Below are 24856 nucleotides of genomic sequence, written 5' to 3'. Positions count from 1 at the left end.
TCATCAGGATTGGTATTTGGTGCTGGAGACGCAGCAGTCGTCGCACCAGAACCCGTAGAGACATCCTTCGAAGCCCAATTCACCGAAGGGGGTCAAGTCGCCTCCGATCGAAGCGAGGAAGGGCATGTAACTGCCGCACTCCGGACAGCGCGGGTGCCGATCGACAGTGATCCACTGGGGTAGACCACCCACTTGGTGTTGAGAGCTTCCCGCCATCGCCTCATCGCTCACCCCGACCTGGTTGGGGTGCTCTTCAATGACGAGTGAACGTTTCCCACCGGGAACCAGGTCGGCACTATCAGACGCAGGCGCTGCCGGTCCGAAGTAGACGTGTGTCTCCCCATCCGCCGTGATGCGTAGCGTCGTTGAGTCCATCGCCTCGCACTCGCACGCATACCAGAAGAAAGATGCGTCGTTCTTCAAGTCGAAAGGAAGCGACTTGGCAGCGAGTTTGAGGACGCGCTCAGCTGGCTCCTCACATTCGAGGCAGACTGGCACGTCCCCCTGGAACGGGCCGCCCACAACATGCGGGCTCTCATTCCTGTCCACGATGAAAGCCATGTGGGCGGGCCGGAAACCGGAAGGCCGTCCGGAGTCCGGCAGAGTCCCGGCCAGCTCCATCAGCTCTTCCCAGTCGGCACTTTCATCGACCGTGTCACGCGAAGCCACTAGCCGTTCCCGAGCATAGTCCGTACGGATCAGGGCCAAAGCTTCCAGCCGGGACAGGTCATGCGTCTCCTGCCAGACACGGAGAAACGCGTCAACCAGCTCGTCAGGGGCTCCCGACAGCAAGGCCCTTCGCATATGGGCCTCCAGGCGATCGGCGTACGGGCGCAGACGATGCGGCTGGAAGAGACCGATGCTGTAAACGACGCTGCTCGCCGGTGACTCACTCGGCTTGGTTTCGGCCAGGTAGTCGGAGATGAAGCCGTCGAGCAACTCGTCGGGAAGCCAGGGAACGAGCCACGATGCCGCACGCGCAAGGATGCCGGCCCGCCGCAGGCGCTCTGCAGCTCGGGTCTTCTCGGCCTGAGCCCCGGGAATCAATGCCAAATACTGGGCCACATAGTCGGCCCCGGCTTCGTCCTCGGTTTCAGTGAGATAATCTGCGGCGACATCGGCCCCCAGATTCGGCTTCGCGCAGAGCAACTCGAAGACACGCTGCCGCTTGGTGATCCCATGCAAGGAATCATCCCCGAGCACGGATTCAATGGCGCTGATGTCACTCATTCCGGATCCTTCTTTGAATTGTTCCACGCATCTACGAGCATACGATCTATCTCCGGAGAATAGTCTATGACCTTCTTGTCCGTGAGATTCTTGTAGTGCCTGATGAATGCCTCGATCTGCTTCTTGGTGAACCTGTCGGTTCCTTCAATTACATCCAGATACCACTTGAAGTCCTTGCGCACAGCCTCACTGAAGTTTCGAGCGTCATTCTCGTAGCGTTTGCGCTCCGGGGTGAGATCCTTCTCCTTCCTCCTATTGCTTCCCAAGTAGGTACGCCCGAGCTTGTGCAGTTCGGTGTCAATCACGACGGTGAGGGCTTTGTCGTAGATCTCCTTCGCCTTCACATCGAGCTTGCCACCCTTGAATATGACGAGCTGCTCCTCCTCATAGATTAGGTCTTCCTTGGCCTTCAGTATTTTCTTCTCACCCGGGGTGAGACGCGTCACTTCCCGCTTCGACAACAGCGCTTGGAGCTGATCATCATTTTCCGCGCGTTTGGCCAGCGCATCCATTCTGGCCTTTTCTATCAGGGCCCTCCCGGAGGGGATGTGATCACCTGTGATCAGGCTCTTCTCCGCCTCAGAACGATTCAGGTCCCCCCAGGCAACCGACTCCCCCTTCTGTGAGTGAGTACGAGGCTGGAGTGGAGCGTCCTCAAGGATGCTAGTCAAAGCATCCGACAGGGAGCCGCGCTGCACGTTTGTGTCCTCACGCTGCTCTGGACGATCTCCTACGCGCTCGCCCGGACCAGTCGCTTCGTCACGTTGACGAGCCTCCTCAGCCGCACGGAGCTGCTCGACCGCTTCACGTTCGCGCCGCTCCATCTCAGGGGTCTGCTCGGGTTGCACCCCGGTCTGAACACCGAATACGTCCTCATCCGGATTGAGGCGTGCATGAATCGCCCCCGACTTCCCGGCCGGCAAGGACAGATCGGTGAGCCGGTACCAAAGACGCATTCCGCCCAGGGTCATTCGCAACGCAGGGCGAGGCACACCGTGCGTCAGCGGCCCGCGGAGCCTCAGTCGGATCCTTGCCACAATCCTTTGCAGCCGCTCTTCCTTCGACTCCTTCGACTCCTCTTCCTTCTTTCGCCGCTCCTTCTTGTCTCGCTTCGACTTCTCCGGATCCTTGTCCTTCGGCCTCCGGTCCTCGTGCCTGTCCCGCTTCGACTTCTTCGGGCCCTTGGCTTCGTGCTTGGGTTTCGGCTGCCTGCCCTCCTCGCCCTTCTTCTTCGGGTCGGTGGGCTTGTTGCCGTCCTTGTCCTTGGTCGTGTCTCGCCTGCGGTCCCGATCCGCGTCGGGCTTCCGCTTGCCAGGAGTGTCCGGCCCCCCGGACTTCGGCTTGCTCGGGACCTGATCCTTGGGCGTGTCCGGTGACTTGCCGTCGGTGTCCTTGGGCTTGTCCGGTGACTTGCCGTCGGTGTCCTTGGGCTTGTCCGTGGAGTCCTTGTCGTCCCTCGGCTTGGACCCGTCTGTGTCCTTGTCGTCCCTCGGCTTGTCCGAGGTCTTGCCGGTGTCCTTCGGCTTCGCGGCCGGTTCGGGCTTCGGCTTGGCCGGGGGCTCCGCCTTCGGCTTCGGCTTTACCGTCGAGATGGGCTTCGTGTCCGGCTTCTCGTCCGTGTCCTTCGGCTTGCCGTCCTTGTCCTTGCTCGTTGCAGGCGTGGGCTTCTTCGCATCGGCGCCCGGCGTCTTCGACTTCCCAGGTACGCCGTCCTTGCCCTGCCCCGCCTTGGGTGCCGCCGTCGAGGGTTTGCCGGCCGTCCCTGGCCTCTTCGCGGGGTCCTGCTGGGCCGCCTTCCTGTCGCTGCCCTTGTCGTCCGCCTCGTCGGCCCCCGCCCCCTTGCCCTCGCCCGGCTTACCCCCCCTGCCCTTGCCGCCGAGCTTCGCCGCAAGGCCCTTGAAGCGACGGCCCACCTTCGCGACGTACTTGCCGATGCCGCTCAGCAACGCCTCGTAGGCCAGTTCCAGCAGCGCCACGATTCCCGCCGCCACCGCCTTCGCGAACAAGATCCCCGCGCCGCCGCTGCGGACGGCCTTGAGCCAGTCGAGGACGGCGCCCATCGCGCGGAGGATTTCACCGAGGGCGCCGATGGCCGTGCGGATGGCGTCGATGACGGCCATGACCCAGCCCGCGCCGGGGATCAGCTTGGCGATGACCTTTGTTATGACGATCTCGCCGATGATGAAGGGGAGTTGGGGGACGATCGCGTCCCAGGTGTCCTTGACTATCTGTTCTAGGGTGATGCCGCCCTTGATCAGTTTGTCGATGATCGCCTTCGGGATGCCGATGATCTCTTCGATCTTCGACTGGAACCATTCCTTGACCGCCGCCTTGACCTCGCGGAACAGGTGGTTCTTCGCGCCGTCCACCGCGGAGTTCTTCGCACCGCTCAGCCAGCCGCCCGGGTCGGAGAGGAAGTCGACCGCGATGAGCATGAACTCGCCGAGGGAGTTGAGCAGTCCGGCCGCGAAGTCCAGGACCGTCTTCACCGCGTCCACGACTGCCTTGATGACGTCCTGAAGGGCCTTCTTCAGGATGTCCAGGATGCTGCTCAGCAGCCTGCCGATCGCGTTCAGGAGATCGCTGATGGCCTGCTTCAGCACCGTGGCGAGCCGGTTGACGAGCGCGATCGCCGCCTGGATGAGGGACGTGATCAGGTTGCGGATGCGCCGGGCCAGCTCGATGATCGCCCGCACCATCGACTTCGCGAACTCGACCAGATCCTTGATCAGGTTCTTGATCGCGTCGAGGATGCCCTGACGGGCGGCGTTGATCCAGCCCTCGACGTTCTTCTTGAAGTCCTTGATGAAGGTGACGACCGCGTCACGCGCTTCCCGGATGACCTTGACGATCTGGTTCTTGATCTCGATGACCTTGTTTTTGATCCACTCGAAGGCCTTCGTGATCCAATTGCCCGACTCCTGGGCGGCGGTGTCCTTCTTTCCGTTCGCCTCCTTCTCCGCGTCGCCGGCCTTGTCCTTGATCTTCTGGTCGCTGCCGTCCTTCTCGGCGTTGACCTTGTCGTCTGTCTTCTTCTCCTCGTCCTTGACGTCCTGGCGGACCTTCTCCTGCCGGTCCGTCTTCTTGTCGCCGAGGCTCTTGAGCTCCTTGTCCTGGTCCGCGCGCCAGCCCTCGCGCTGGGCGGTGACATCGGCCATCGCCTTTTCGCGCTCGCCCGCCTGCGTCTCGGTATTGGCCTTGATCTCGGCGTCGACCTGCTGCTTGTGCTTCGCCTGCGAGTCGCGGAAGTCGCGGTCCTTGGCCTGACGGCTCTGGGACACGCCCTTCTGGCCCTCGCTGAACGCCGCCTGGAACTGCGGGCCGCGCTCGTGCTCAGCCACCTCCGAGGCGGCCTCGGGCGGTACGGCACCCGTGGCGCCCCCACCCCCGACGCCGACGCCCTGGCCGCCGCCCCGCTGGCCCGGCACCTTCGCGGTCATCTGCTCCTTGGGAGCGTTGGGGTAGACCTGGTCCTCGCCCATCCCGCGGCCGGCGTCGTCCTGGGCCGTCCCGATGGTCTCCTGGCCCTTGGCGTCGACATGGCCGCCCTGTTCGCCCGACGCCTGCTCGGCGCCGCCCTCCATCTCGACGCCCGGCGCGTTGCCCGCCTGCGCCTGCTTCAGCGCCTCGTCCTTCGTCGGCAGCCCGGCGAACTTCGCCGCCAACTCCTGCTCGTCCACCACGGGTTCGTCGGCGCCGAAGGCGCTTGCGATCCCGTTCACGATCTTGCCGCCGATGAAGCCCAGGGCCATCTTGAAGGTGTCCCAGCCGCCCGGCTCCTCGGCCTTCTCCGCCTCGATCTGGCCCTCGGGCGGCTTCGCTCCGGTGACCTCGGCGTCCTTCTTCTCAGGATCCTTCGCCTGCTGGGCCGGGTCCTGTGAGTACTGGGCCGGGGCGTCCGTCTTCGGCTTGCCCGCGAGGGTCTGCGGCGCGCCCGCCGGGCGCTGCATGGAGGGCGGGGCGGAGGCGAGCGTCTTGTGTTCGTCGCCGACCGTGCGGTCCACCGCGCCGCCCACGCCGCCCATGGCCTGAAGCGCCTTGTGGGGCTTGAGTTTTGAGGCGGTGGACAGGCCCGCCTCCGGGGAGACGCCCGAGAGGTTCGGGGCCGGGCCGGAGTCCTTCTTGCCCTTGCCGCGGGCCGGGGCTGCCGCCCCACCTCCCCCGCCGCCTCCGCCTCCACCTCCACCACCGCCACCGCCACCGCCACCGCCACCGCCACCGCCACCGCGCGAGCCTCCGCCGGACGGTGCCGACGCCTTGGGTGCCGGTGCGGTCTCCGGGGCGCCCTTCGCCTCGGGAGCGGCCTTCGGGGTGGCCTGCGGCGCGGGTGCGGACTCCTGAGCGGCGGGCGCCGACTTGGGGGCCGCGGCCTGAGTCTCCGTACGGGCGGCCGGGGCCTCCGTTCGAGCGCTGGACTCGGGCGCGCTCTCCTGAGCCGCGCTGCCCGGCGCGGCCGCCTCCGAGGGGCCTGTGGCACCTGTCGCACCTGTGGCACCAGAGGTCTCACTGACGGGGGAACCACCGGCCGTGCCCGGTCCAGCCGCCCCCGGGCCCTGGGAGCCGGACGCCTCCGTACCGGCACCGCCCGCGGACTCCTTCGCGCCCGCTCCGGTATCCGTCTGCGCGGCGCGGCCACCCGCGGCCTGCTGCGACTCCTTCTCCGGCGCGGCCGAGGCCTTGTCGCCGGCCGCCGCCGTGCCCTTCTCCTCCTTGGCGGCGGGCTCCTTGGCCTCGCTGCCGCCCTCGGACTTCCCGTCCGCCTTGCCCGGCGCCTCCTGCACCGTCGTCTGCGCCGCGACCGCGCCCAGCTTCGGATCATCGCCGGCCTTCGGATCCCGGGTGAGGGCGCTCGACGCGGGCGGGGCCGCCGCTGCCTGCTCCAGTGCGAGACCGCCGAAGCCGCCGTCGTCCTCCGGTCCTCCTTCGGTCTCCGGTGCCGATGACTCCGTCTCCTCGGCGAGGGTCTCCTCCTCGGGCTCGGCCTCCGCCGCCTCGTCCTCGGCGTCCTCCGCGTCCCGCTGTGCCTGCACCTCGTCGGCCCTGGTGGTCGGCGGGGCCGGGAAGGACGGGACAGAGGAAGCGGTGGGCGACGACGGGTCCAGATCCTCCGCCGTCGGTACGCCGGACACGTCGAGGTCCTGCTGCGGCAGGAAGTCCTCCGGCTGGAGCTTGATGTCCCAGGCGCTCGGCTCCTCGCCGCCGACCTCGACCTCCGACTCGCTCCCGGAGCCGAACGGGTCCTCCTCGGGCTCCTCCTCCAGGCCCTCGACGTCCTGGTTGCGCTTGCCCTCCAGAGTGCTGAACCTGCCCGCGAGCCGGGTGTCCTTACCGGACGTGGTCGGTGAGCCCTTGGGCTTCTCCTCGCCCCGCTTGTCCTGCTGCCTCAGCTGTTGGCCCGCCACCATCGCCTCGGCCGCGCCCGGGCGGTTCTTCGCCGCGGACTCCTCCTTGCTCGCGGCGGGCGTCTCCTCCTGCTCGGTGGCCTCCTTGCCGGCCTTCTCCTTGCCGGCGACCTTCTCCTTGCCGCCCGCCGCGCCCGCCGGGTCCTGGGCTTTCTTCTCTCCGCCCTGCTGTCGGCCCTGTCCGCCCTGCCCGCTCTCCGACTTTTGCCCGGAGGCCGAAGCGGGGGACGACGCGGCCTGCTCCTTCTGGGAGGCGGGCGCGGCCGAAGATCCCGCACCGGACGCCTCCGACACCCGCGGCGCACCCCCACCCTGCGGAGTCGTCCCGTGCTCCGCCGTACCACCGTTCTGCGGAGTGCTCCCGGCCGCGCCCTCCTCCCCCGCGTCGGTCCGCTCCTTCTCCGGCCCGGGCGCGAGCCGAGGCCGGTCCTCCTCCGCCTTCCGCTCCTCCGCGTCCCGCAGCTCGTTCTCGCGCTCGGCGCGGACCTCCCCCGCCGTGTCCGGCTCGATCTGCGGAGCGTCGTGCGAGTCGCGCTCCAGGCCGTCCTCGGCGTAGTCGTCGTACGCCTCGATCTCGTCCACGAAGTCGAGCACGCGGTCGTGCTCCGAGCCGAGCAGCCTGCCCTCGAGCCGCAGGAGGACAGTGTCGAGCAACTCGACCGGCAGCCGGGCGAGTTGCTTGCGAGTGCGCTTGGAGAGGTCCTCAGGGTCGCCGCGCAGGGAGCGGACGACCGAGTTCGTCAGCCGGTCGACGAGGGTGGCGGGGTCGATCGCCTCCGCGCGACGGCGGTCCGCGTCCACGGTGGCGTACCTCAGCCAGCCCGGAGTCGCCTGCCCCTCCTCGACCTCCGGCGCGGAGTCACGTGCCGCCTCCGGACGTACGAGGTCCTGGGCCGCCGACTCCGCCTCCCGCTCGATCGCCTGCTGCGGCAGACTCACCGCACCCGGTTCGCGGCCGACGCGCAGGGCGCCCAGGCCATGCGGGTTCTGGACGGTGTGCAGCAGCTCGTGGGCGAGCAGGCGGCGTCCCTCGTCCGTGCCCGGCCGATACGCGCCCTCGCGGAAGAAGACGTCCTGCCCGACCGCGACCGCGTCCGCGCCGAGCAGATCCGTCAACTGCCCGGCATCGCGGCCCGTGTGCAGGCGTACGCGGCTCAGGTCGTGGCCGAGCTGTTCCTCCAGATCCCGCCGTACGCCGGGGTCGAGGGGCTGGCCGGCGCCGCTGACGATGTCCTTCGGTTCGGGAGTACGGGCCTTGGCCGCCTGCTCCTTGCGCTTGCGGCGGCGCTGCTCCGCGGACTGCCCGGAACGGTCCGCCTGTGTCGGGGAGCTCATCGCGTCACCTCCCCGTGGCCGCTCAGCCCCTCGTGCACGGCGCGTGCCAGTTCCTGGCCGAGGCGGCGGGCGGACAGTCCGGCCCGCAGGGGTGGCAGACCGGACAGCGCGTCCAGGGCCACGGGGCCGTCCGCCGCCATCGGTACGCCGTGCTTCTCCACCAGCCGGGTCAGTTCGCGCTCGAACGCCTCCGAGACGCGCTCGGGGTCCGCCCGGAACCCGTCCAACACGAGTTCGCCGATCTCCACCCGTATCGCCGAGGGCTCCGCCCGTGTCGCCGAAGGCTCTCTGTTCACACCCACCCCCGCACCTCCGCAGGCGTCAGCGAACGCTCCAGCTTCAGGTACTCCGTGCGAGCCGCCGCCAGCATGTGCCGCATCTGGAGCCGGTCGCCCTCCTCGGCGGCCAGGAAGGCGCCCGACAGAGCGATGTTGCGGATCGAGCCGCCCGCCACGGTGAGCTGGGCGAGGAGGTCCGGGTCGATGTCCTTCACCGGGGCCTGCGGCGGGAGGACGCGCCGCCAGATCTCCGCGCGCTCGTGCTCCGCCGGGAACGGGAAGTCGACGACGAAGCGGATACGGCGCAGGAAAGCGTTGTCGAGGGCCTTCTTCATGTTGGTGGTGAGGATCGCGAGACCCCGGTAGGCCTCCATCCGCATCAGCAGGTAGCTGACTTCGAGATTGGCGTACCGGTCGTGGCTGTCCTTGACCTCGCTGCGCTTGCCGAACAGGGCGTCGGCCTCGTCGAAGAGGAGCAGTGCGCCGCCGCGTTCGGCGGCGTCGAAGACCCTGCGGAGGTTCTTCTCCGTCTCGCCGATGTACTTGCTGACCACCTGGGACAGGTCGACGACGAACAGGTCGAGCCCGAGTTCCTTGGCCATGACCTCGGCTGCGAGCGTCTTGCCCGTACCCGAGCCGCCCGCGAAGAGTGCCGTGACGCCGAGACCGCGCCTCAAAGTGCCCGCGAAGCCCCACTCCTGGTGGACCGTCGGCCGCTGACGCACATGGGCGACGATCTCGCGCAGCACGCTCGTCTGCCGGTCGTGCAGAACCAGGTCGTGCCAGCCCGCCTGGGGTTCGACGCGGCGGCCCAGCTCGTCCATGCCGATCCGTGCCTCGTCGAGGCCGGCGCGCCAGGCAAGCCCAGCGGCGTCGAGTTCGTCCTCATCCGGGAGATCGCGGCGCACGGTTGCGGCCGCGGACCGTACGACATGCGGCGGCAGCTGGAACTGGGCGACCAGGGAGCGGAGTTCGGAGTCACGCAAGTCGGCAACGTCCTCGAACGCCGCGGCCCAGAGGCCCAGTTGTTCCTCCTCGTCCAGGCGCGGCACGATCACACGGGCCCCGCGCGGCCGTTCCGAGCGCAACGGGTCCTCACTCGACACCACGACGGGTACGGCGGCCCCGGCCAGGAAGGACTCGGTCGCCGCCCGCTGATCGCGGTCCAGTTCGCCCACCTCGACGAGGAGCGCCGCCGGCAGCAGGATCGCCTCGCGCTGCCACAACCGGGCGAGCCGGTCACGCTCGGCGGGGTCCGTCGGGACGTCCTCGGCGGCCATCGAGTACAGCCCGAGCCCGGAGCGGACGGCAGCGGCGGCCGCGATGTCGGCCCGGCTGCGCAGGTCGCCGCCGGTCACCTGCACCAGCAGCGGCGCGTCGGGGCTCGTGCCCGTCGTCCAGCCGACGGCCACCCGGTTCGCGGCCAGGTCGTACGACGGTGGCAGCGCGTCCGGGACGGGCGTGCGGCGCAACTGGCCGTGCAGCCGGGCGTCCAGGTAGGGCGAGTCCAGCAGGAAGTGCAGGACGCGTTCGTCGAGGCGGAGCCGGGACGTCGTCAGGCGAGAGGCGTCGTCCAGCTCGACGATCCGCCAGCGCCGCAGCGGCGCCACGGGGGTGAGCGCGCTCCAGTGCGGCTCGGCCAGCGCGGCCAGGGCGAGCGAGAACGTGGGGTACGCCCGCTCGGGGTCACCGCAGGCGGCGGCGCAGCGGGCGGCGGTCGTGGGCTCCAGCTCCTGGGCGGCGGAGAGGAGGACGAGGTCGCGCTCGAAGGGGGTGAGACCGAAGCAGGCGGCGAGGGCGTCGAGCGGAGCGGTGTCGGGGCCGGCCGCGGGCACCACGGCGGCCCCGGGTACGCCCGTGCTGTCCCCGGCACCGTCGTCCCCGGCGTGGTTGACGCGCGCCGCGTGGGCGTCGACCCGGGCCAGGACGCGCTGGATCTCGGCGGTCAGCGTCGACCCGCCGTCCCGCCCACTGGCGGTGCCCGGCGCCTGCGTTCCCTGCTCTCCCTGGTCTCGCTGCTCTCCCATGTCCTCACCTGCCCCCGTCGGTCCCACGTGGCCTCAGTTCTCCGCGCCGCCGCCGGCGTTGTCGCTCTTGCCGTCCGCCATCGGCTCGGCCATGGGTTCCGCCGTCGGTTCGGCGGGCTTCACCGTCTTCTTCGCGGACTTGGCCGTCTTCGCCGACCTGGTGGGCTGGGCCGCCTTCCGGGTGGCGGCGGGTGGCTTCGTCGCGGTCCTGGCGGCACTCTTGGCCGGGGTCCTCACCGCCGGTTTCGCCACGGCCTTGGAGGGCGTCTTGGCGGCCTCGACCGTGGTGACTGCCTCTGCGGGATCGGCGGAGCCCGAGGCCTCGTCCGCGGCCGCACCCGCCCCGGCCGCACCCGCCCCGGCCGAACCCGGCGGCACCGGCGCTCCCGGCGCCCCGAACGGCAGCACCGTCACGCCGGTCCGCTCCACCGGCCTGGCGGCCACAGGCGTCTCACGGCCCTCGATGAAGACGAGGGCGGCCTGGTAGACCACCGAGAGGGCGTACGGCGTCTGGTAGAGCATCCCCCACAGCTTCGACGTCTCGTCGATGTCCATCACCGTCGGTGTGAACCGCACGCGCTGCGCCGCCTCCACGAGGTCACTGCCCGCCAAGTAGGGCTTCTCACCGGCCCGTTCGATGACGTCCTTCGGCAGGATCGGTATCTCGTGCAGGGTGCGCACCACGGAGCCGATCAGCCTCTCGCCGACCAGTTCCGACTCCTCGCCGTACGCACTGATCAGGTAGTGCAGGTCGAGCGCCGCGGCGGGCCGCTTGCGCAGGGTGCCGTCGGCGGCTCGGGTGGGCAGGTCGTTGCCCCGCTGCGAGACGTTGGGCGTGACCTGGTAGCAGAACACCGAGATGGTGGGCTCGGACGGCGGCTCGGCCGGTGGCTTGCCCAGCTCCATCTTGACGGCCAGGTCGAGTTCCGGGCCCGCGAGGTTGGACTCGATCAGCACGGCGAGGGCCTGGGTGACATGGGCGATGGCGAGTGCGTTGCTCATGACGTCGGTTCCTCAGTCCCTCTGCTCCAGTTGGTCCTGCCGGTCGTCCCGGTCCTGCCGGTCGTCCCGGTGCTCATGTGCGCCCCCGTGCCAGGTACTCGGCGAGGCTCACGGTCGCCTCCGGGCGCCGTGCCGGGTCCGTACGCCGCGCCCCGCCGCCGCCCGTGGGCGACGCCGCCGTCACCTCCAGCCGCCCGATCTGCACCTGCACCACCTGCTCGGGTGCCCGTCCGGGCCGCCGGGCCGCGGCCTGTCGTACGGCGTCGCGTGCTGCCGCCGCGTCCGCCGCGCTGGGACGCGGTGCGGCGGACACGGCGGCTGGGGAAGCGACGTCCGCGCCCGGGGGGTTGGGCACGGTCGCCGCGCCCTGGGCGGGGGCCGGGGCGGAGTGGCCCCGTCCCGCAGTGCGGCGCGTGGGGTCGGTGACCGGCCGGGGCCCCGGGGCGACCGGCGTGGCCGGACGCAGCAGTGGGGTCTCGGGCACGGTCGGCCGGGCCGGTGGCGTCTCCGGGCCGGCGGGCGCCCGTTCCGTCCGTACGACGGTCCGCTCCCGTTCCGTGCGCAGCAGGGCGTCGGTGGCCGCCGGGCGTGGTGCCTCCGGCTGCGCAACGGTCGACGGCGTGGCCGAGGGCCACAACAGTTCGGGCCCGTCAGGGTCCTGTATGCCGGCCCGTACGGCCTCGACCCGCTCGAACGGTCCGGGCAGCCGGGGCCGTACCCGCACCACGCCCGGCCGCGGGGTGGCGGACGGAGCGGTGTGCCGGGCGATCAGCCGGTCGAGGAAGTCGGGCTCGGCCGAGCCCGCCGGCCCGCTTCCCGAAAGGGAGTCAGACATCAGCGCACAGCTCCAGGTAGTAGCGGCGCCGCAGCGGGCTGAGCGCCAGGATCTCCGGCTCGCTCCAGCCGTAGGCGGTGGCGAGCAGGTGGACGTCGAGCAGCACGTCCCGTGCCCAGGCGTCCAGCTCGGTCCAGAGGTAGGAGGCGATGTCGAGTTCGGCCCGGGTGGCCTGCCCGCACTCTGGGCAGGCGATGTTGAGCGTCACGTCGCCGCCCGGGTCGGCGGCCTCGACGGCCTCGGCGATCCGGCGCTGCACGGGCACGGGCAGTTCGCCCGCGGCCACGGCTGCACCGGCGCGCACCGCCGAGACGAGGCACCGGGCGAGGAGGGCCGCACGCGGGTCGGCGGCCCGGGCGGCCGCCGCCAGGTCGGCGACGCCGGGGACCCTGAACTCGACCTCCCAGCCGTCCTGGCGTACCTGGACGACGGACTCGCCCCGCCGGTCCAGCGAGCGCGCGAACTCCCCCGCGTCCAGGTCGAACTCCATGTCCTCCCCGCACGCCCCGCACGCCAGGCGCACCTGCATCCGCTCGCCGAACAGCGCCCGGCGCAGCGTGAACAGGTCGGCCTCGCGCTCGCCGACGGGCAGCACCGGCAGCGCCCGGGCGTCGAGGTCCGGGCGCGCGGTGCGGTGCAGCAGCAGCGCGCGCCCGGTCGGCGCCTCGGCGAGTCCCGCCTCCCAGGTGGCCAGCAGTTCGGCCGCCCCGGTGATCGCCATGTCGTCCCCCCGCTTCCCTCAACCGGTCCGTCAGGCGGGGTTGAGGAACGACGGCTCCTCGGGCTCGGGCACCTCGTAGTCCCGCTCCCAGCCCTCGCACTCGAGCTTCAGCGACTGGATGGCCACCGCGTTGGCGTTGGCGTCCAGCTCGCCGAGGACCTGGTACTCGCTCGGCCAGGTCCGGTAGAGCTTGTGCGAGACGGCGACCTGGCCCGCCTCGTTGAGGACCTGGATGACGATGTCCTTGCGGAAGTCGGCGAGGGACACCTCGGAGCCGAGCCCCGCCCCGACCTGCCAGACCTTGTTGGCCCAGCGGTCGAACTCGGGGTCGTGGGTGACCCCGCGCTCCAGGGTGATGCCCTCGAACTCCGAGCGGCCCGGCGACTTGCGCGGGGAGGAGGGGTCGCCGCCGTGGCGGTGCTTGACGACCTCCGTGGTCCGCTTCAGCGGACTGATCTTGCTGATGCCGGCGACCGTACGACCGTCCCACAGCACCAGGAACTTGAAGTTCTTGTACGGGTCGAAGCGATGCGCGTTGACCGTGAACTCAGCCATTGGGTTCCTTGCTCTCCAAGCTCTCCAAGATTGCGTGAGCGCTCCGCTGATCGCGGTGGGCTACTTCGGGCCGACTGTGGCTTGTCGCGCAGTTGCCCACCGCGATCAGCGGGACCGCTCAGAGCGTGAACTGTCCCGACGTCTGCTGGATCCTGACGATCACGAATTCGGCAGGGCGGACCGGGGCGATGCCGACCAGGACGTTGACGATGCCGTTCTCGATGTCCTCGGCGGTGGTCGTCTCGTGGTCGCACTTGACGAAGTAGGCCTCGCGCGGCGTGCTGCCCTTGAAGGCACCCTGGCGGAAAAGGGTGTGCAGGTACGAGGAGGCGCTGAGGCGGATCTGCTGCCACAGGCTCTCGTCGTTGGGCTCGAACACGACCCATTGCAGGCCGCGTTGCAGGCTCTCCTCCACGTGCAGGGCGAGCCGCCGTACGGGCACGTACTTCCACTCGCTGTCGAGCGCGTCGGAGCCCTCCAGCGTTCGGGCGCCCCACACGAGGGGGCCGGTCAGCGGGAAGGTGCGCAGGCAGTTGACGCCGAGCGGGTTGAGCAGCCCGGTCTCGCGGTCGGTGAGGTCCACGGTCAGCGAGTGCACGCCTGCCAGCTGTGCCTCGGTGCCCGCGGGGGCCTTCCACACGCCGCGCTCGGAGTCGGTGCGCGCGATGACGCCCGCGACCGCGCCGGACGGCGGGAAGGAGCGCAGCCGCCCGGTGAGCGGGTCGGTGAGCTGGATGTGCGGGAAGTACAGACCGGCGTGGTTGCCGCGCACGGCGTCGAAGGCGGACAGGCCCGCCCGGGCCGTGTCGACGCTGACCCAGGTGCTCGGCGCGTCCACCAGCAGGAAGATCCGCCGCTCCTGGCACAGCCGCTGGGCCGCCGAGACGACCGTGAGCATGTCCTCGGTGTTCTCGTACGCCGCGAGCTCGGGCAGGGCCAGCAGGTTGACGTCGGCGACGCCGCGCAGGGCCTGGATGCCGGTCTTGTCGCTCTCGCTGCCGATGAGGTCACGCGGGCCGGGCGCCTCGCCGTCCTCGCCGCCCTCCAGTGGGAAGACCGGCGGGTTGACGGAGGCCTCCAGGCCCAGGTCGTTGGCGCACTCGCCGACGAAGCGGACGACGTCCTCGGGGTCGGTGGAGCCCGCGACGACCTGGAGGCGGCGCCCGAAGGCGGTGACCTCGGCGCCGGCGAAGGCGTGCTTGCCGGGCGCGTCGGGCAGCGCCCGCAGCTTGCGCTCCAGGAGCAGCGCCAGCTCGGCGACGGTGGTCGGGGCCTCGCCGTCGCAGTCGGGGTCGTAGAGCGTGAACTCGCGCTCCACCTCGCCGATCTTGACGGTGAGGTCGACGGCCAGGTCGGGCAGCTCGTGCCCGAACGGCTTGGAGACGGTGCCCGACGGGTCGGGGCGGCCCTCGCCGACGGCCTCGACGCGGATCAGCCGGGAGCCGGCGTTGATCACGGTCGGTGCGTAGCGGCCGTTCCCGGCGTCCATGGACAGCCCGGTGAAGCTCTCGCGGGCGTCGCCCTTGGCGTCGTACACCCGCAGGTTGAAGGTCTCGTCGGGGTGCGGTGTGTCGTAGTCGACGGCGACGCGCAGGCCGTTGCCCCACACACCGGGTTCCTTGGCGTGCACTTCGAGGACCCTGCTCTCGCTGTGGCCCTCGGTGGACTCCAGGACGACGCACGCGGCCTTGCCGCTGCCCGCCTTGGCGACGCGGACGATCACGGCGACGGAGCCGCCGTTCGCGAAGAACTGCTGCACCGCGTAGGCGACGGCGCTCTGCGAGCCGAGACCGCCGAAGCGGCGCTCGAACTCGGTGAACCCGGTGACGCGCACCGGCTCGTTGAGCGGGCCCCGCCGGGTGTGACCGACGAAGGCGGTCACCGATGTGGTCACGGCGGAAATCGTGCGGGTGCTGCTGGGAAGCTCTTCGACGTAGACGCCGGGATACGTCGGCCTGGCGGTCGCTGCGTTCGTCGGCATTCCCCCTCCTATCCCTTCTCGGGCACCGGTGAAAGGCACCAAGAGGCGGCAGAGGGAGTCGTGTCGTCCGGCGCGCGCGGGTGGTCCCGGGGCGCGACAACGCGTCCGGTCCGCGGGCTCCGCATCAGTTTTCCCCCGTAGTTCCCCGGGCGGACGGCCGTCCGGGGCAAGCAGCGCGCTTGTGACTCCTGATGCTCAAGTGCTCGATCCACCTTGGTGAATGGGGAGTTGCAGCAGCAAGGTTGGTTCACGCCAGTCGTGGGGGAGGTTCGATGGAGGGCGCCGAACATGACTCGCACACGATGTGCGCGTGTCGCGACGGATGCTTCACGGATCTCGCACAGGCGGTGTTGCAGCAGAATAGGCCCCATGCCCCGACGCACCCCGCAGTCCCGGCGCAAGCGCCCCTCGGACGCCGCGCACAATCCCTCCTGTCCTTGCGGTCTTGCGGAGACGTACGAGAAGTGCTGTGGCCGATTTCATGAGGGTGGGGTGGCGGCGCCGACCGCCGAGGCGCTGATGCGGTCCCGCTACAGCGCGTTCGTGAAGCGGGACGAGGGGTACCTGCTGCGCACGTGGCATCCGCGAACGCGGCCCGCGCGGGTCGACTTCGAGCCGGGGCTCAGGTGGACCGGCCTGGAGGTACTGGAGACGACCGACGGCTCGGCGTTCCACTCGACGGGAACCGTGACCTTCCGCGCCTCCTACCGGGGCGGCGCTCTGCACGAGCGGAGCCGGTTCGAGCGGGTCGACGGGGCGTGGGTGTACGTCGACGGGGAGTTCCCCGGGTAACCCTTGCTCCATGAGCGTCGGTCAGGGCGCGGACGGGCCGCCCGGCGCCAGGATGTCCAGCTCCTCCAGGGCGCCGACCGTGATCTCGCGGGTGAGCTGCTCGGCGCGGCCCGCGTCGCCCTCGCGGACGGCCTCGGCGAGCTGGACGTGCAGGGTGACGGCCTCGGGGTCGGGGTCCTCGAACATGACTTCGTGGTGGGTGCGGCCCGCCAGGACCTCCGCGACCACGTCGCCGAGGCGGGCGAACATCTCGTTGCCGGAGGCGTTGAGGATCACCCGGTGGAAGGCCATGTCGTGGACGAGGTACCCCTCCAGCCGGTGACCGCGCGAGTTGGCCACCATCCCCAGGGCGCACTCGGTGAGTTCGGCGCACTGTTCGGCGGTTGCGTTCTTCGCGGCGAGCCCCGCGGCGACCGGTTCGATCGCGGAGCGCAGCACGGTGAGTGAGCGCAACTGGCGCGGACGGTCGGCGCCGGCCAGCCGCCAGCGGATGACCTGGGGGTCGTAGACGTTCCACTCGGCGGGCGAACGGACCGTCACGCCGACCCGGCGGCGCGACTCGACCAGATGCATGGACTCCAGGACGCGGACCGCCTCGCGCATCACCGAGCGTGACACCTCGAAGCGCTGCGCCAGCTCGTCCGTACGCAGCACGCTGCCGGGCGGGTACTCGCCCGCGGTGATCGCCGGGCCGAGGCTCTCCAGTACTCGGCCGTGCAGCCCCCGGCCCGGTGTGCTCATGGGCATCAGGGTACGAGGAGATCCGCCACGAGAAAAAGTCAGACTTATATGTCACAGACTCTTGAATTCGTCGTACCTAATAGGTTTCAGTGTGGTCGACGTCAGGTGGCGTCGGACGACGTGGCGCGACCGTCCCAGGGCCTCGCGCGCCGTCGGATGTCGATGAGGACAGCGAGGTAGAGATGCGTTCCCCCCACGTCGTCGTGGTCATGGGTGTGGCAGGGACCGGCAAGACCACGATCGGTCCCCTGCTCGCGGCCCGGCTCGGCGTTCCGTACGCCGAGGGCGACGACTTCCACCCCGAGGCCAACATCGCCAAGATGTCGGCCGGGGTCCCGCTCGACGACGCCGACCGCCGGCCGTGGCTGGACGCCATCGGCGCGTGGGCGCACGGACGGGCCGGGCTCGGTGGGGTGGTCAGCTGCTCGGCGCTGAAGCGGAGTTACCGTGACCGGTTGCGGGCGGCCGCGCCCGGGCTGGTCTTCGTGCACCTCACCGGTGACCGCGACCTCATCGGGGACCGGATGACGCACCGTCAGGGGCACTTCATGCCCACGGCGTTGCTGGACTCGCAGTTCGCCACGCTCCAGCCTCTCGGGGCGGACGAGCCGGGTGTCGCGGTCGACGTCTCGGGCACCCCTGAGGAGATCACCGGGCGGGCCGTGGCCGCGCTCGGGGAGCTCGACGGGCCCTCCGCGTAAGCCCACCTGTTCTCCGTAGCGGGCCCACCTGTTCTCCCTAGTGGGCCCCTACGCTCGTTTCTCCCCCAACTCCCCGTCCACACAAGGATTCACCGTGACCAGACTCAGCGTCGAGATGCTGGCGGCGGACGCCCCCGAACCGATCACCTCGGCGGGCCACGCGCAACTGGGCATAGCCGTACTGGCGGGCATAGCCGTCATCGTCTTGCTCATCACCAAGTTCAAGCTGCACGCCTTCCTGTCGCTGACCATCGGCTCGCTGGCGCTCGGCGCCTTCGCCGGGGCACCGCTGGACAAGGTCATCACCAGCTTCAGCGCCGGCCTCGGCTCCACGGTCGCGGGCGTGGGCGTCCTCATCGCCCTCGGCGCGATCCTCGGCAAACTGCTCGCCGACTCGGGCGGCGCCGACCAGGTCGTGGACACGATCCTGGCGAAGGCCGGCGGCCGCTCGATGCCCTGGGCGATGGTGCTGATCGCCTCGGTGATCGGTCTGCCGCTGTTCTTCGAGGTCGGCATCGTGCTGCTGATCCCCGTCGTGCTGATGGTCGCCAAGCGCGGCAACTACTCACTGATGCGGATCGGCATCCCCGCGCTCGCGGGCCTGTCCGTGATGCACGGTCTGGTGCCGCCCCACCCGGGCCCGTTGGTCGCGATCGACGCGGTCAAGGCCGACCTCGGCGTGACCCTCGCCCTCGGTGTGCTGGTGGCGATACCCACGGTGGTCATAGCCGGTCCGCTGTTCTCGCGGTACGCGGCCCGCTGGGCGGACGTGCCGGTCCCCGAGCGGATGCTGCCGCCCCGTGCCTCGGAGGACCTGGAGCGGCGTCCGGGCTTCGGTGCGACCGTCATCACCCTGCTGCTGCCCGTCGTGCTGATGCTGGCCAAGGCCCTCGTGGACATCGTCATCGACGACCCCGAGAACAGCGTCCAGCGTGTCTTCGACGTGATCGGCTCTCCGCTGATCGCGATGCTCGCGGCCGTGCTCGTGGGCATCTTCACGCTGGGCCGACCGGCCGGGTTCACCAAGGGCCGCCTCACGGAGGTCGTCGAGAAGTCGCTGGCCCCGATCGCGGGCATCCTCCTCATCGTCGGCGCGGGCGGCGGCTTCAAGCAGACGCTGATCGACTGCGGTGTCGGCCAGATGATCCTGGAGATCTCCGAGGACTGGTCGATCCCCGCGCTCCTGCTGGCCTGGCTGATCGCGGTGGCGATCCGGCTGGCGACCGGCTCGGCGACCGTGGCCACGGTCTCGGCGGCCGGTCTCGTCGCGCCCCTCGCGGCCGACATGTCGACCACGCACGCGGCTCTCCTCGTCCTCGCCATCGGCGCGGGCTCGCTGTTCTTCAGCCACGTCAACGACGCCGGTTTCTGGCTGGTCAAGGAGTACTTCGGCCTGGACGTCGGCCAGACCGTCAAGACGTGGTCCGTCATGGAGACGATCATCTCGGTGGTCGCCGGAGGTGTGGTGCTGCTGTTGTCCCTCGTCATCTAGGAGGTACGACCGTCATCCAGGAGGTACGACCTCCGGGAGAGATGTTGGCCAAAACCACAACTCATGCCTCCTGAAACGTAGTTGTCGCACATCCCCCTGGTTGGCAGACTCGCCCCGCCGACGATCACACCACGTCGGCGGGGCACACCGTCTCTCAAGGGGGAACAACCATGAAACTCAGCACGCCCAGACGCGTCTTAGCCCGTGCCACGGCCGTCCTCGTCCTGGCCCTGGGCATGGCCACCGGCTCGACCGGCTTGCTGTCGGGCCCCGCGGCACACGCGCTGCCGGTCACCGAGGGGTCCTTCGCCTTCAGCGGCGACGAGGGCGACTACATCAGCGGCGGACAGTCCTACGCCTACTCGACCGCGTCCAGCGACCGCCTGAACATCTCCACGAACAGCGCCAACAGCGCGGTCTCCCTCTCGGTCGACGGAGGGAACGGCGACTGGTGGTCCCTGGACCTCGCGGCGCCGTCCGGCAAGACCCTGGCGCCGGGGACCTACACCGGAGCCACCCGCTACCCGTTCAACGGGCACAACGAGCCCGGTCTCGACCTCAGCGGCAACGGGCGCGGATGCAACACGCTCACCGGCACCTTCACCATTGACGCGGTGGAGTTCGGCCCGCAGGGATACGTGAAGAAGCTCGACGCCTCCTTCGAGCAGCACTGCGAGGGAAGCACCCCCGCCGCCCGCGGCGAGGTCCACATCGACAACCCGGCCCCGCCGGCCGAGCTCGACCTCGGCCTCGCCGTCGCGGTGGAGGGCACCGCGAGCACCCTGAACGGCAAGGCCACCTTCAACGGGACGGTGAGCTGCAACAAGCCGGTGCAGACCACCGTGTCGGGTGACGTCACCCAGGTGAAGAACCAGACCATCATCCGGGGCTCCTTCACCACGTCGGTTGCCTGCGTCCCGGGCGCACCGGTGGCATGGACCGGGACCGCCGTACCCACGGGCACCGTCCCGTTCCAGCGTGGTCTCGTCGAGGTCGAGGGCCACGCCACGGCGACGGACCCCGACTACGCCCAGCCGGTGACCGTCAACGAGACGGTGGCGGTCCGCCTGCGCCGCGGCTGACCCTCATCGGCGAGGCGCGCCACGTCGGCCGGCCCGGGCCCCGTTCCTTCCGAGGAGCGGGGTCCGGGCATGAGTGGCCTTCGTGGGTGGCGGCATGCGTGGGTGGCCTGCGTGGGTGGCCTGCGTGGGTGGCCTGCGTGGGTGGTTTTCCGCGGCGGCCCGCCTCACGGCCGCCACAGCGAATGCTCCCGCTCGGCCCACTCCCGGCTCACCGCCCCTGTCCTCAGCCCCGCCCGCGCCTCCGGGTCTCCCAGGGCCATGCCGACGTGGCCGGCCAGGACGATACCGATCGTCAGGGCCAGCCAGTCGTGGACGAAGGTCGCGCTGGTGCGCCACATCAGCGGGGTCAGATGGGTGAACCACATCATCAGGCCCGTGCCGAGCATGACGAGGGTGGCTCCGGTGATCCAGGCCGCGTAGAGCTTCTGGCCCCCGTTGAACTTGGCCGCGGGGCGGGGACCGGGAAGGCGGCGCAGGGCCTTGCGGAGCCAGACGCGGTCGTGCGGGCCCCAGCGGTTGAGGTGGGTCAGGTCCGCCCGGAAGGCGCGGGAGGCGAGTCCCGCCAGCACGGGGAGCGGGAGCAGCAGGCCCGACCACTCGTGGACGGTGACCACGAGGGCGCGGCGGCCCACGAGTTCGGCGAGCAGCGGGACGTACAGGCAGGCCGCGGTCACCACGCACACGCCCATCAGCGCGGCCGCGGTCCGGTGCACCCAGCGCTCGGCGCGACTGAAGCGGCGTACACGGGCGGAGGGGGCCGACTCGACCGCCGGGGTGTCAACTCGTGGGTTCATCGTCCCGCCCGTTCGACTTGCCGACCCACGCGTCGACGTCGTAGCCCCGCTCCTCCCAGTATCCCGGCTTCACCTTCTCGGTGACCGTGATACCGGAGAGCCACTTCGCCGACTTGTAGAAGTACATGGGGGCGACGTAGAGCCGGACCGGGCCGCCGTGGTTGTGGCTCAGGTCCTTGTCCTGCATGCGCAGGGCGACCAGGACGTCCGCGCGGCGGGCCTGGTCGAGGGTCAGGCTCTCCGTGTAGGACCCGTCGAAGCAGGTGAAGCGGATCGCCCCGGCCGACGATCGCACTCCCGCCAGGTCCAGCAACCGGGACAGGCGTACGCCTTCGAAGGGGGTGTGGGGCACCCGCCAGCCGGTGACGCACTGGACGTCGCGCACCATCCGCGTCTGGGGCAGGGCACGGAGTTCGTCGAGGGTGTACGACGTCGGGCGGTCGACCAGTCCGTCGATCGTGAGGCGGTAGGTCGACTCGTTCTTGTTCGGGACGGACGACGTCACCGAGTAGTAGCGGAAACCGCCACCGTTGGGGAGCAGACCGGTGAGGCCCGTGGGGTCCTTGTCGGCGGCCTCGCCCAGGAAGGACTCCAGACCCCGCTGGAGCACGGGTGCGGCGACCAGTCCGAACGCTCCGAGCCCGATCGTGCCCAGCACGACACGGCGGCCCACCGGCGCGCCCCGCTCCTGGGGCTGTTCCTCTGGGGGCTGTTCAGTGCTCACGTACTGATTCGAACACCTGCCACCCCGATGAGGCCAGCGGCGGCAGGTGTCCGTATCAATCCGTCAGGGTTCCGTAATCACTCGCCGACACGCGACATCGCTCGGCGGTGCTCACGCGGGGTCGCCCCCCGGTCCTAGCCCAAAGCCTTCGCCGCCGCCCGCCCCGCCGTGCGCCCCGAGAACAGGCACCCGCCCAGGAACGTCCCCTCCAGCGACCGGTAGCCGTGGACGCCGCCCCCGCCGAAGCCCGCGGCCTCGCCCGCCGCGTACACGCCCTCCAGTGGGTCCCCGCCCTCGGTCAGGACGCGGGAGGACAGGTCGGTCTCCAGGCCGCCGAGGGTCTTGCGGGTGAGGATGTTGAGGCGGACGGCGATGAGCGGGCCCGCCTTGGGGTCGAGGATGCGGTGCGGGGCGGCGGTGCGGATCAGCTTGTCGCCGAGGTAGTTGCGGGCGCCGCGGATCGACATGACCTGGAGGTCCTTGGTGAACGGGTTCACGATCTCGCGGTCGCGGGCGACGATCTCGCGGCGCAGCGCGGCCTCGTCGATGAGCGGCTCCTTGGTGAGCGCGTTCATGCCGCGGACGAGGGAGCCCAGGTCCTTCTCGACGACGAAGTCGGCGCCGTTGTCCATGAAGGCCTTCACGGGGCCGGGCACGGCCGCGCGGGCCCGGTTGATGACGTCCTTGATGGACTTGCCGGTCAGGTCGGGGTTCTGCTCCGAGCCGGAGAGCGCGAACTCCTTGCCGATGATCTTCTGGTCGAGCACGAACCACGTGTAGTCGTACCCGGTCTTCATGATGTGTTCCAGCGTGCCGAGCGTGTCGAAGCCCGGGAAGAGCGGGACCGGGAGCCGCTTGCCGCGGGCGTCCAGCCAGAGGGAGGACGGGCCCGGCAGGACGCGGATGCCGTGGTTGTCCCAGATGGGGTTCCAGTTCTGGATGCCCTCGGTGTAGTGCCACATGCGGTCGCGGTTGATCAGGTGCGCGCCCGCCTCCTCGGCGATGGTGAGCATCTTGCCGTCGACGTGCGCGGGCACCCCGGAGACCATCCGCTCGGGCGGGGTGCCGAGGCGCTCGGGCCAGTTGGCGCGGACGAGGTCGTGGTTGCCGCCGATGCCGCCGGAGGTGACGATCACCGCCTGCGCCCGGAACTCGAAGGCGCCGGTGACGGTACGGCTGCTGGCCTGGCCGCGCTGGATGCCGGACGGCTCCAGGATCTCGCCCGTGACGGTATCGAGGGCGCCCCCGCTGCGGGACAGCCCGGTGACGCGGTGCCGGAACTTCAGCTGGACCAGCCCGCGGGCCGCCCCGGCCCGCACCCGCCGCTCGAACGGTTCGACGAGCCCCGGCCCGGTCCCCCACGTGATGTGGAAACGGGGTACGGAGTTGCCGTGCCCGTTGGCGTCGTAGCCGCCGCGCTCGGCCCAGCCGACCACCGGGAAGAACCGCACGCCCTGCTGGTACAGCCAGGCGCGCTTCTCTCCGGAGGCGAAGTCGACGTACGCCTCCGCCCACTTGCGCGGCCAGTTGTCCTCGGGTCGGTCGAAGGCGGCCGTGCCCATCCAGTCCTGGAGGGCGAGGGCGTGGCTGTCCTTGATGCGCAGCCGGCGCTGCTCGGGCGAGTTCACGAAGAAGAGACCGCCGAAGGACCAGAAGGCCTGTCCGCCCATCGACTGCTCGGGCTCCTGGTCGAGGAGGATCACCGTGCGGCCGGCGTCGACGAGCTCCGCGGTCGCCGCGAGGCCGGCGAGGCCCGCCCCGATCACGATCACATCTGCGTCGTACGCCATGGAGCCGTCCTCTCAAGAACGTGTCAAAGTACGTGTCGAAGTGCATGTCAAAGAACGCGTAAAACCACGCGCCAAAGAACTGTCAAAGCATGTCAAGGCAGGTCAGGAGCCGGGCCGGGCCGTTGTTACCGACCGGTCGGCAGCTTGGCATCAGATCCTTCGGCACAAGAGTGAGCGAGTCAACTGCCGGGATGTGTCCGCTCCTGCGGACAGCTCCCGCCCGGCTCGCTACAGTCGTCGGGATACGCGTCGCGCCCCGTCCGGCCCTCCGCGTGACACCGGCTTCCGACCAGTGTCTGCGGCGCCCCGGCGGCCGCGGCGGTGCCGTGTCCGACGACCCGAGGTTACCCAGCGTGTCGTTCCTGCTTCTGTTCCTGTCCGTGAGTGCCGCGTGCTGTCTGGGGTTCGGTTTCGTGCTCCAGCAGCAGGCCGCCGCGCACGCCCCGCTCAGTGACTTCCTCTCGCCCCGGCTGCTCCTCGACCTGGTGCGGGTGCCGCGGTGGCTGGGCGGGATCGGACTCATGGTGTGCGGCATGGCACTCGGCGCGGTCGCACTGGGGCAGGGCGAGGTGTCCCTGGTGGAACCGCTCCTCGCGACGAACCTCCTGTTCGCGCTGGCTCTCTCCCGCAGGCAGACGAAGCAGCCGCTGGGCCGCCAGGGCTGGGCGGGGCTGGTGCTGCTCGCGGGTGGGGTGACCGCGTTCATCGTGGCCGGTCGGCCGGAGGGCGGCGAGGCGGTCTCCGACCCGTTCCGGCACTGGCTGATCATCGGGGCCATGGTGGGCCTGGCCCTGCTGCTGACGACGTACGCGAAGCGGTCCCGGCTCAGCGCAGGGCCGGTCCTGCTGGCCCTCGCCGCGGGACTGCTCTACGGCGTCCAGGACGCGCTCACCCGGGTCAGCGGGCAGCGGTTCTCCGAGGGCGGCTGGACGGAGCTGGTGACCGGCTGGCAGCTGTACGGCGTGGTCCTGCTCGGCGTCACGGGCCTGATCCTGGTGCAGAGCGCCTTCGAGACGGCGCCGCTGCGGATGTCGCTGCCCGCGCTGACGGCCGCCCAGCCGCTCGCCGGGATCGCGTGCGGGGTGGGCTTCCTCGGCGACCGCCTGCGCACCGACACCGGCGCGCTGGCCTGGGAGGCCGCCGGCCTCGCGGCGATCGTCGGCGGCATCGTGCTGCTGGGGATGCACCCGGCGATGCCGCGCGGCTGCGTCCCGGCGCCGCGGAATCCACGGGAACGGGCCGCCCTGCGGTCGGGCTGAGGGTCCTTTGCCCGGGGTCGGGGCACGGGGTCGAGGCCTGGGGTCGGGACCTGAGGTCGAGGCCCGGGGTCGAGGCCCAGGACCGAGGCCTGGGGTCGGGACCTGTGGTCGAAGC

The 24856-nt window shown here is 70.3% G+C and carries 18 protein-coding genes; 5 read left to right on the top strand and 13 right to left on the bottom strand.

The genetic code is table 11. The features are described from left to right. Positions 1-3: 3 nt before the first annotated feature. From AB0959_RS17195 to AB0959_RS17155, 9 genes are all read right to left on the bottom strand, one after another. Complete coding sequence (locus AB0959_RS17195; protein ID WP_366827219.1) at positions 4-1230, bottom strand: hypothetical protein; 1227 nt, start codon at positions 1228-1230, stop codon at positions 4-6. Continuing rightward, on the bottom strand, positions 1227-7967 hold the full coding sequence (locus AB0959_RS17190; protein ID WP_366827218.1) for a DUF4157 domain-containing protein: 6741 nt from the start codon (positions 7965-7967) through the stop codon (positions 1227-1229). The genes AB0959_RS17195 and AB0959_RS17190 overlap by 4 nt, the downstream gene beginning before the upstream one ends. Continuing rightward, positions 7964-8263, bottom strand: coding sequence for a hypothetical protein (locus AB0959_RS17185; RefSeq protein ID WP_366827217.1), 300 nt, complete (start codon positions 8261-8263; stop codon positions 7964-7966). The genes AB0959_RS17190 and AB0959_RS17185 overlap by 4 nt, the downstream gene beginning before the upstream one ends. Further along, positions 8260-10272 carry an ATP-binding protein gene (locus tag AB0959_RS17180; protein ID WP_366827216.1) on the bottom strand — a complete coding sequence of 671 codons (2013 nt, stop codon included), beginning with the start codon at positions 10270-10272 and terminating at the stop codon, positions 8260-8262. The genes AB0959_RS17185 and AB0959_RS17180 overlap by 4 nt, the downstream gene beginning before the upstream one ends. Positions 10273-10305: 33 nt before the next feature. After that, positions 10306-11274: a Pvc16 family protein gene (locus AB0959_RS17175; RefSeq protein WP_366827215.1), complete on the bottom strand. Its 969-nt coding sequence runs from the start codon at positions 11272-11274 to the stop codon at positions 10306-10308. 73 nt (positions 11275-11347) lie between these two features. Continuing rightward, positions 11348-12109, bottom strand: a complete 762-nt coding sequence (locus AB0959_RS17170) for a hypothetical protein (RefSeq protein WP_366827214.1) — start codon at positions 12107-12109, stop codon at positions 11348-11350. Beyond that, on the bottom strand, positions 12102-12830 hold the full coding sequence (locus AB0959_RS17165; protein WP_366827213.1) for a hypothetical protein: 729 nt from the start codon (positions 12828-12830) through the stop codon (positions 12102-12104). The genes AB0959_RS17170 and AB0959_RS17165 overlap by 8 nt, the downstream gene beginning before the upstream one ends. A gap of 30 nt (positions 12831-12860) precedes the next feature. Then, positions 12861-13385: a phage tail protein gene (locus AB0959_RS17160; RefSeq protein WP_004003113.1), complete on the bottom strand. Its 525-nt coding sequence runs from the start codon at positions 13383-13385 to the stop codon at positions 12861-12863. A 118-nt stretch (positions 13386-13503) separates the two neighbouring features. Further along, on the bottom strand, positions 13504-15366 hold the full coding sequence (locus AB0959_RS17155; RefSeq protein ID WP_366827212.1) for a phage tail sheath subtilisin-like domain-containing protein: 1863 nt from the start codon (positions 15364-15366) through the stop codon (positions 13504-13506). A gap of 369 nt (positions 15367-15735) precedes the next feature. Between AB0959_RS17155 and AB0959_RS17150 the strand changes: the two genes are divergently transcribed. Beyond that, a complete protein-coding gene (locus tag AB0959_RS17150; RefSeq protein WP_366827211.1) occupies positions 15736-16158 on the top strand; it encodes a YchJ family metal-binding protein in 423 nt (140 codons plus the stop codon). Between the two features lie 21 nt (positions 16159-16179). Here the strand turns inward: AB0959_RS17150 and AB0959_RS17145 are convergent, their stop codons facing one another. After that, entirely contained in the window at positions 16180-16899 is a 720-nt protein-coding gene (locus tag AB0959_RS17145; RefSeq protein ID WP_366827210.1) for a FadR/GntR family transcriptional regulator, read from the bottom strand. Between the two features lie 182 nt (positions 16900-17081). Here AB0959_RS17145 and AB0959_RS17140 point away from each other — a divergent pair, with 182 nt between their 5' ends. From AB0959_RS17140 to AB0959_RS17130, 3 genes are all read left to right on the top strand, one after another. Beyond that, entirely contained in the window at positions 17082-17600 is a 519-nt protein-coding gene (locus tag AB0959_RS17140) for a gluconokinase (RefSeq protein WP_366827209.1), read from the top strand. 94 nt (positions 17601-17694) lie between these two features. Then, entirely contained in the window at positions 17695-19092 is a 1398-nt protein-coding gene (locus AB0959_RS17135) for a gluconate:H+ symporter (RefSeq protein WP_366827208.1), read from the top strand. Between the two features lie 170 nt (positions 19093-19262). Next, positions 19263-20174: a hypothetical protein gene (locus tag AB0959_RS17130; protein ID WP_366827207.1), complete on the top strand. Its 912-nt coding sequence runs from the start codon at positions 19263-19265 to the stop codon at positions 20172-20174. A gap of 164 nt (positions 20175-20338) precedes the next feature. Here AB0959_RS17130 and AB0959_RS17125 read toward each other — a convergent pair whose 3' ends face one another. The 3 genes from AB0959_RS17125 to AB0959_RS17115 form a co-directional block, all read right to left on the bottom strand. Next, positions 20339-20968, bottom strand: a complete 630-nt coding sequence (locus AB0959_RS17125; protein ID WP_366827206.1) for a cytochrome b/b6 domain-containing protein — start codon at positions 20966-20968, stop codon at positions 20339-20341. Beyond that, a complete protein-coding gene (locus AB0959_RS17120) occupies positions 20952-21692 on the bottom strand; it encodes a molybdopterin-dependent oxidoreductase (protein ID WP_366827205.1) in 741 nt (246 codons plus the stop codon). Before AB0959_RS17120 ends, AB0959_RS17125 begins: the two co-directional genes overlap by 17 nt. A 134-nt stretch (positions 21693-21826) precedes the next feature. Next, positions 21827-23482 carry an FAD-binding dehydrogenase gene (locus AB0959_RS17115; protein WP_366827204.1) on the bottom strand — a complete coding sequence of 552 codons (1656 nt, stop codon included), beginning with the start codon at positions 23480-23482 and terminating at the stop codon, positions 21827-21829. Positions 23483-23835: 353 nt separating this feature from the next. On the opposite strand from AB0959_RS17115, the gene AB0959_RS17110 reads away from it, so the two are divergent. Further along, positions 23836-24741 carry a DMT family transporter gene (locus AB0959_RS17110; protein WP_366827203.1) on the top strand — a complete coding sequence of 302 codons (906 nt, stop codon included), beginning with the start codon at positions 23836-23838 and terminating at the stop codon, positions 24739-24741. Positions 24742-24856 lie beyond the last annotated feature (115 nt).

Source organism: Streptomyces sp. NPDC046862 (assembly GCF_040704615.1).
In the GTDB taxonomy this organism is placed as follows: Bacteria; Actinomycetota; Actinomycetes; order Streptomycetales; family Streptomycetaceae; genus Streptomyces.
The sequence above is the reverse complement of the archived record's forward strand: the minus strand, read 5'-3'. Positions and strand labels throughout refer to the sequence as shown.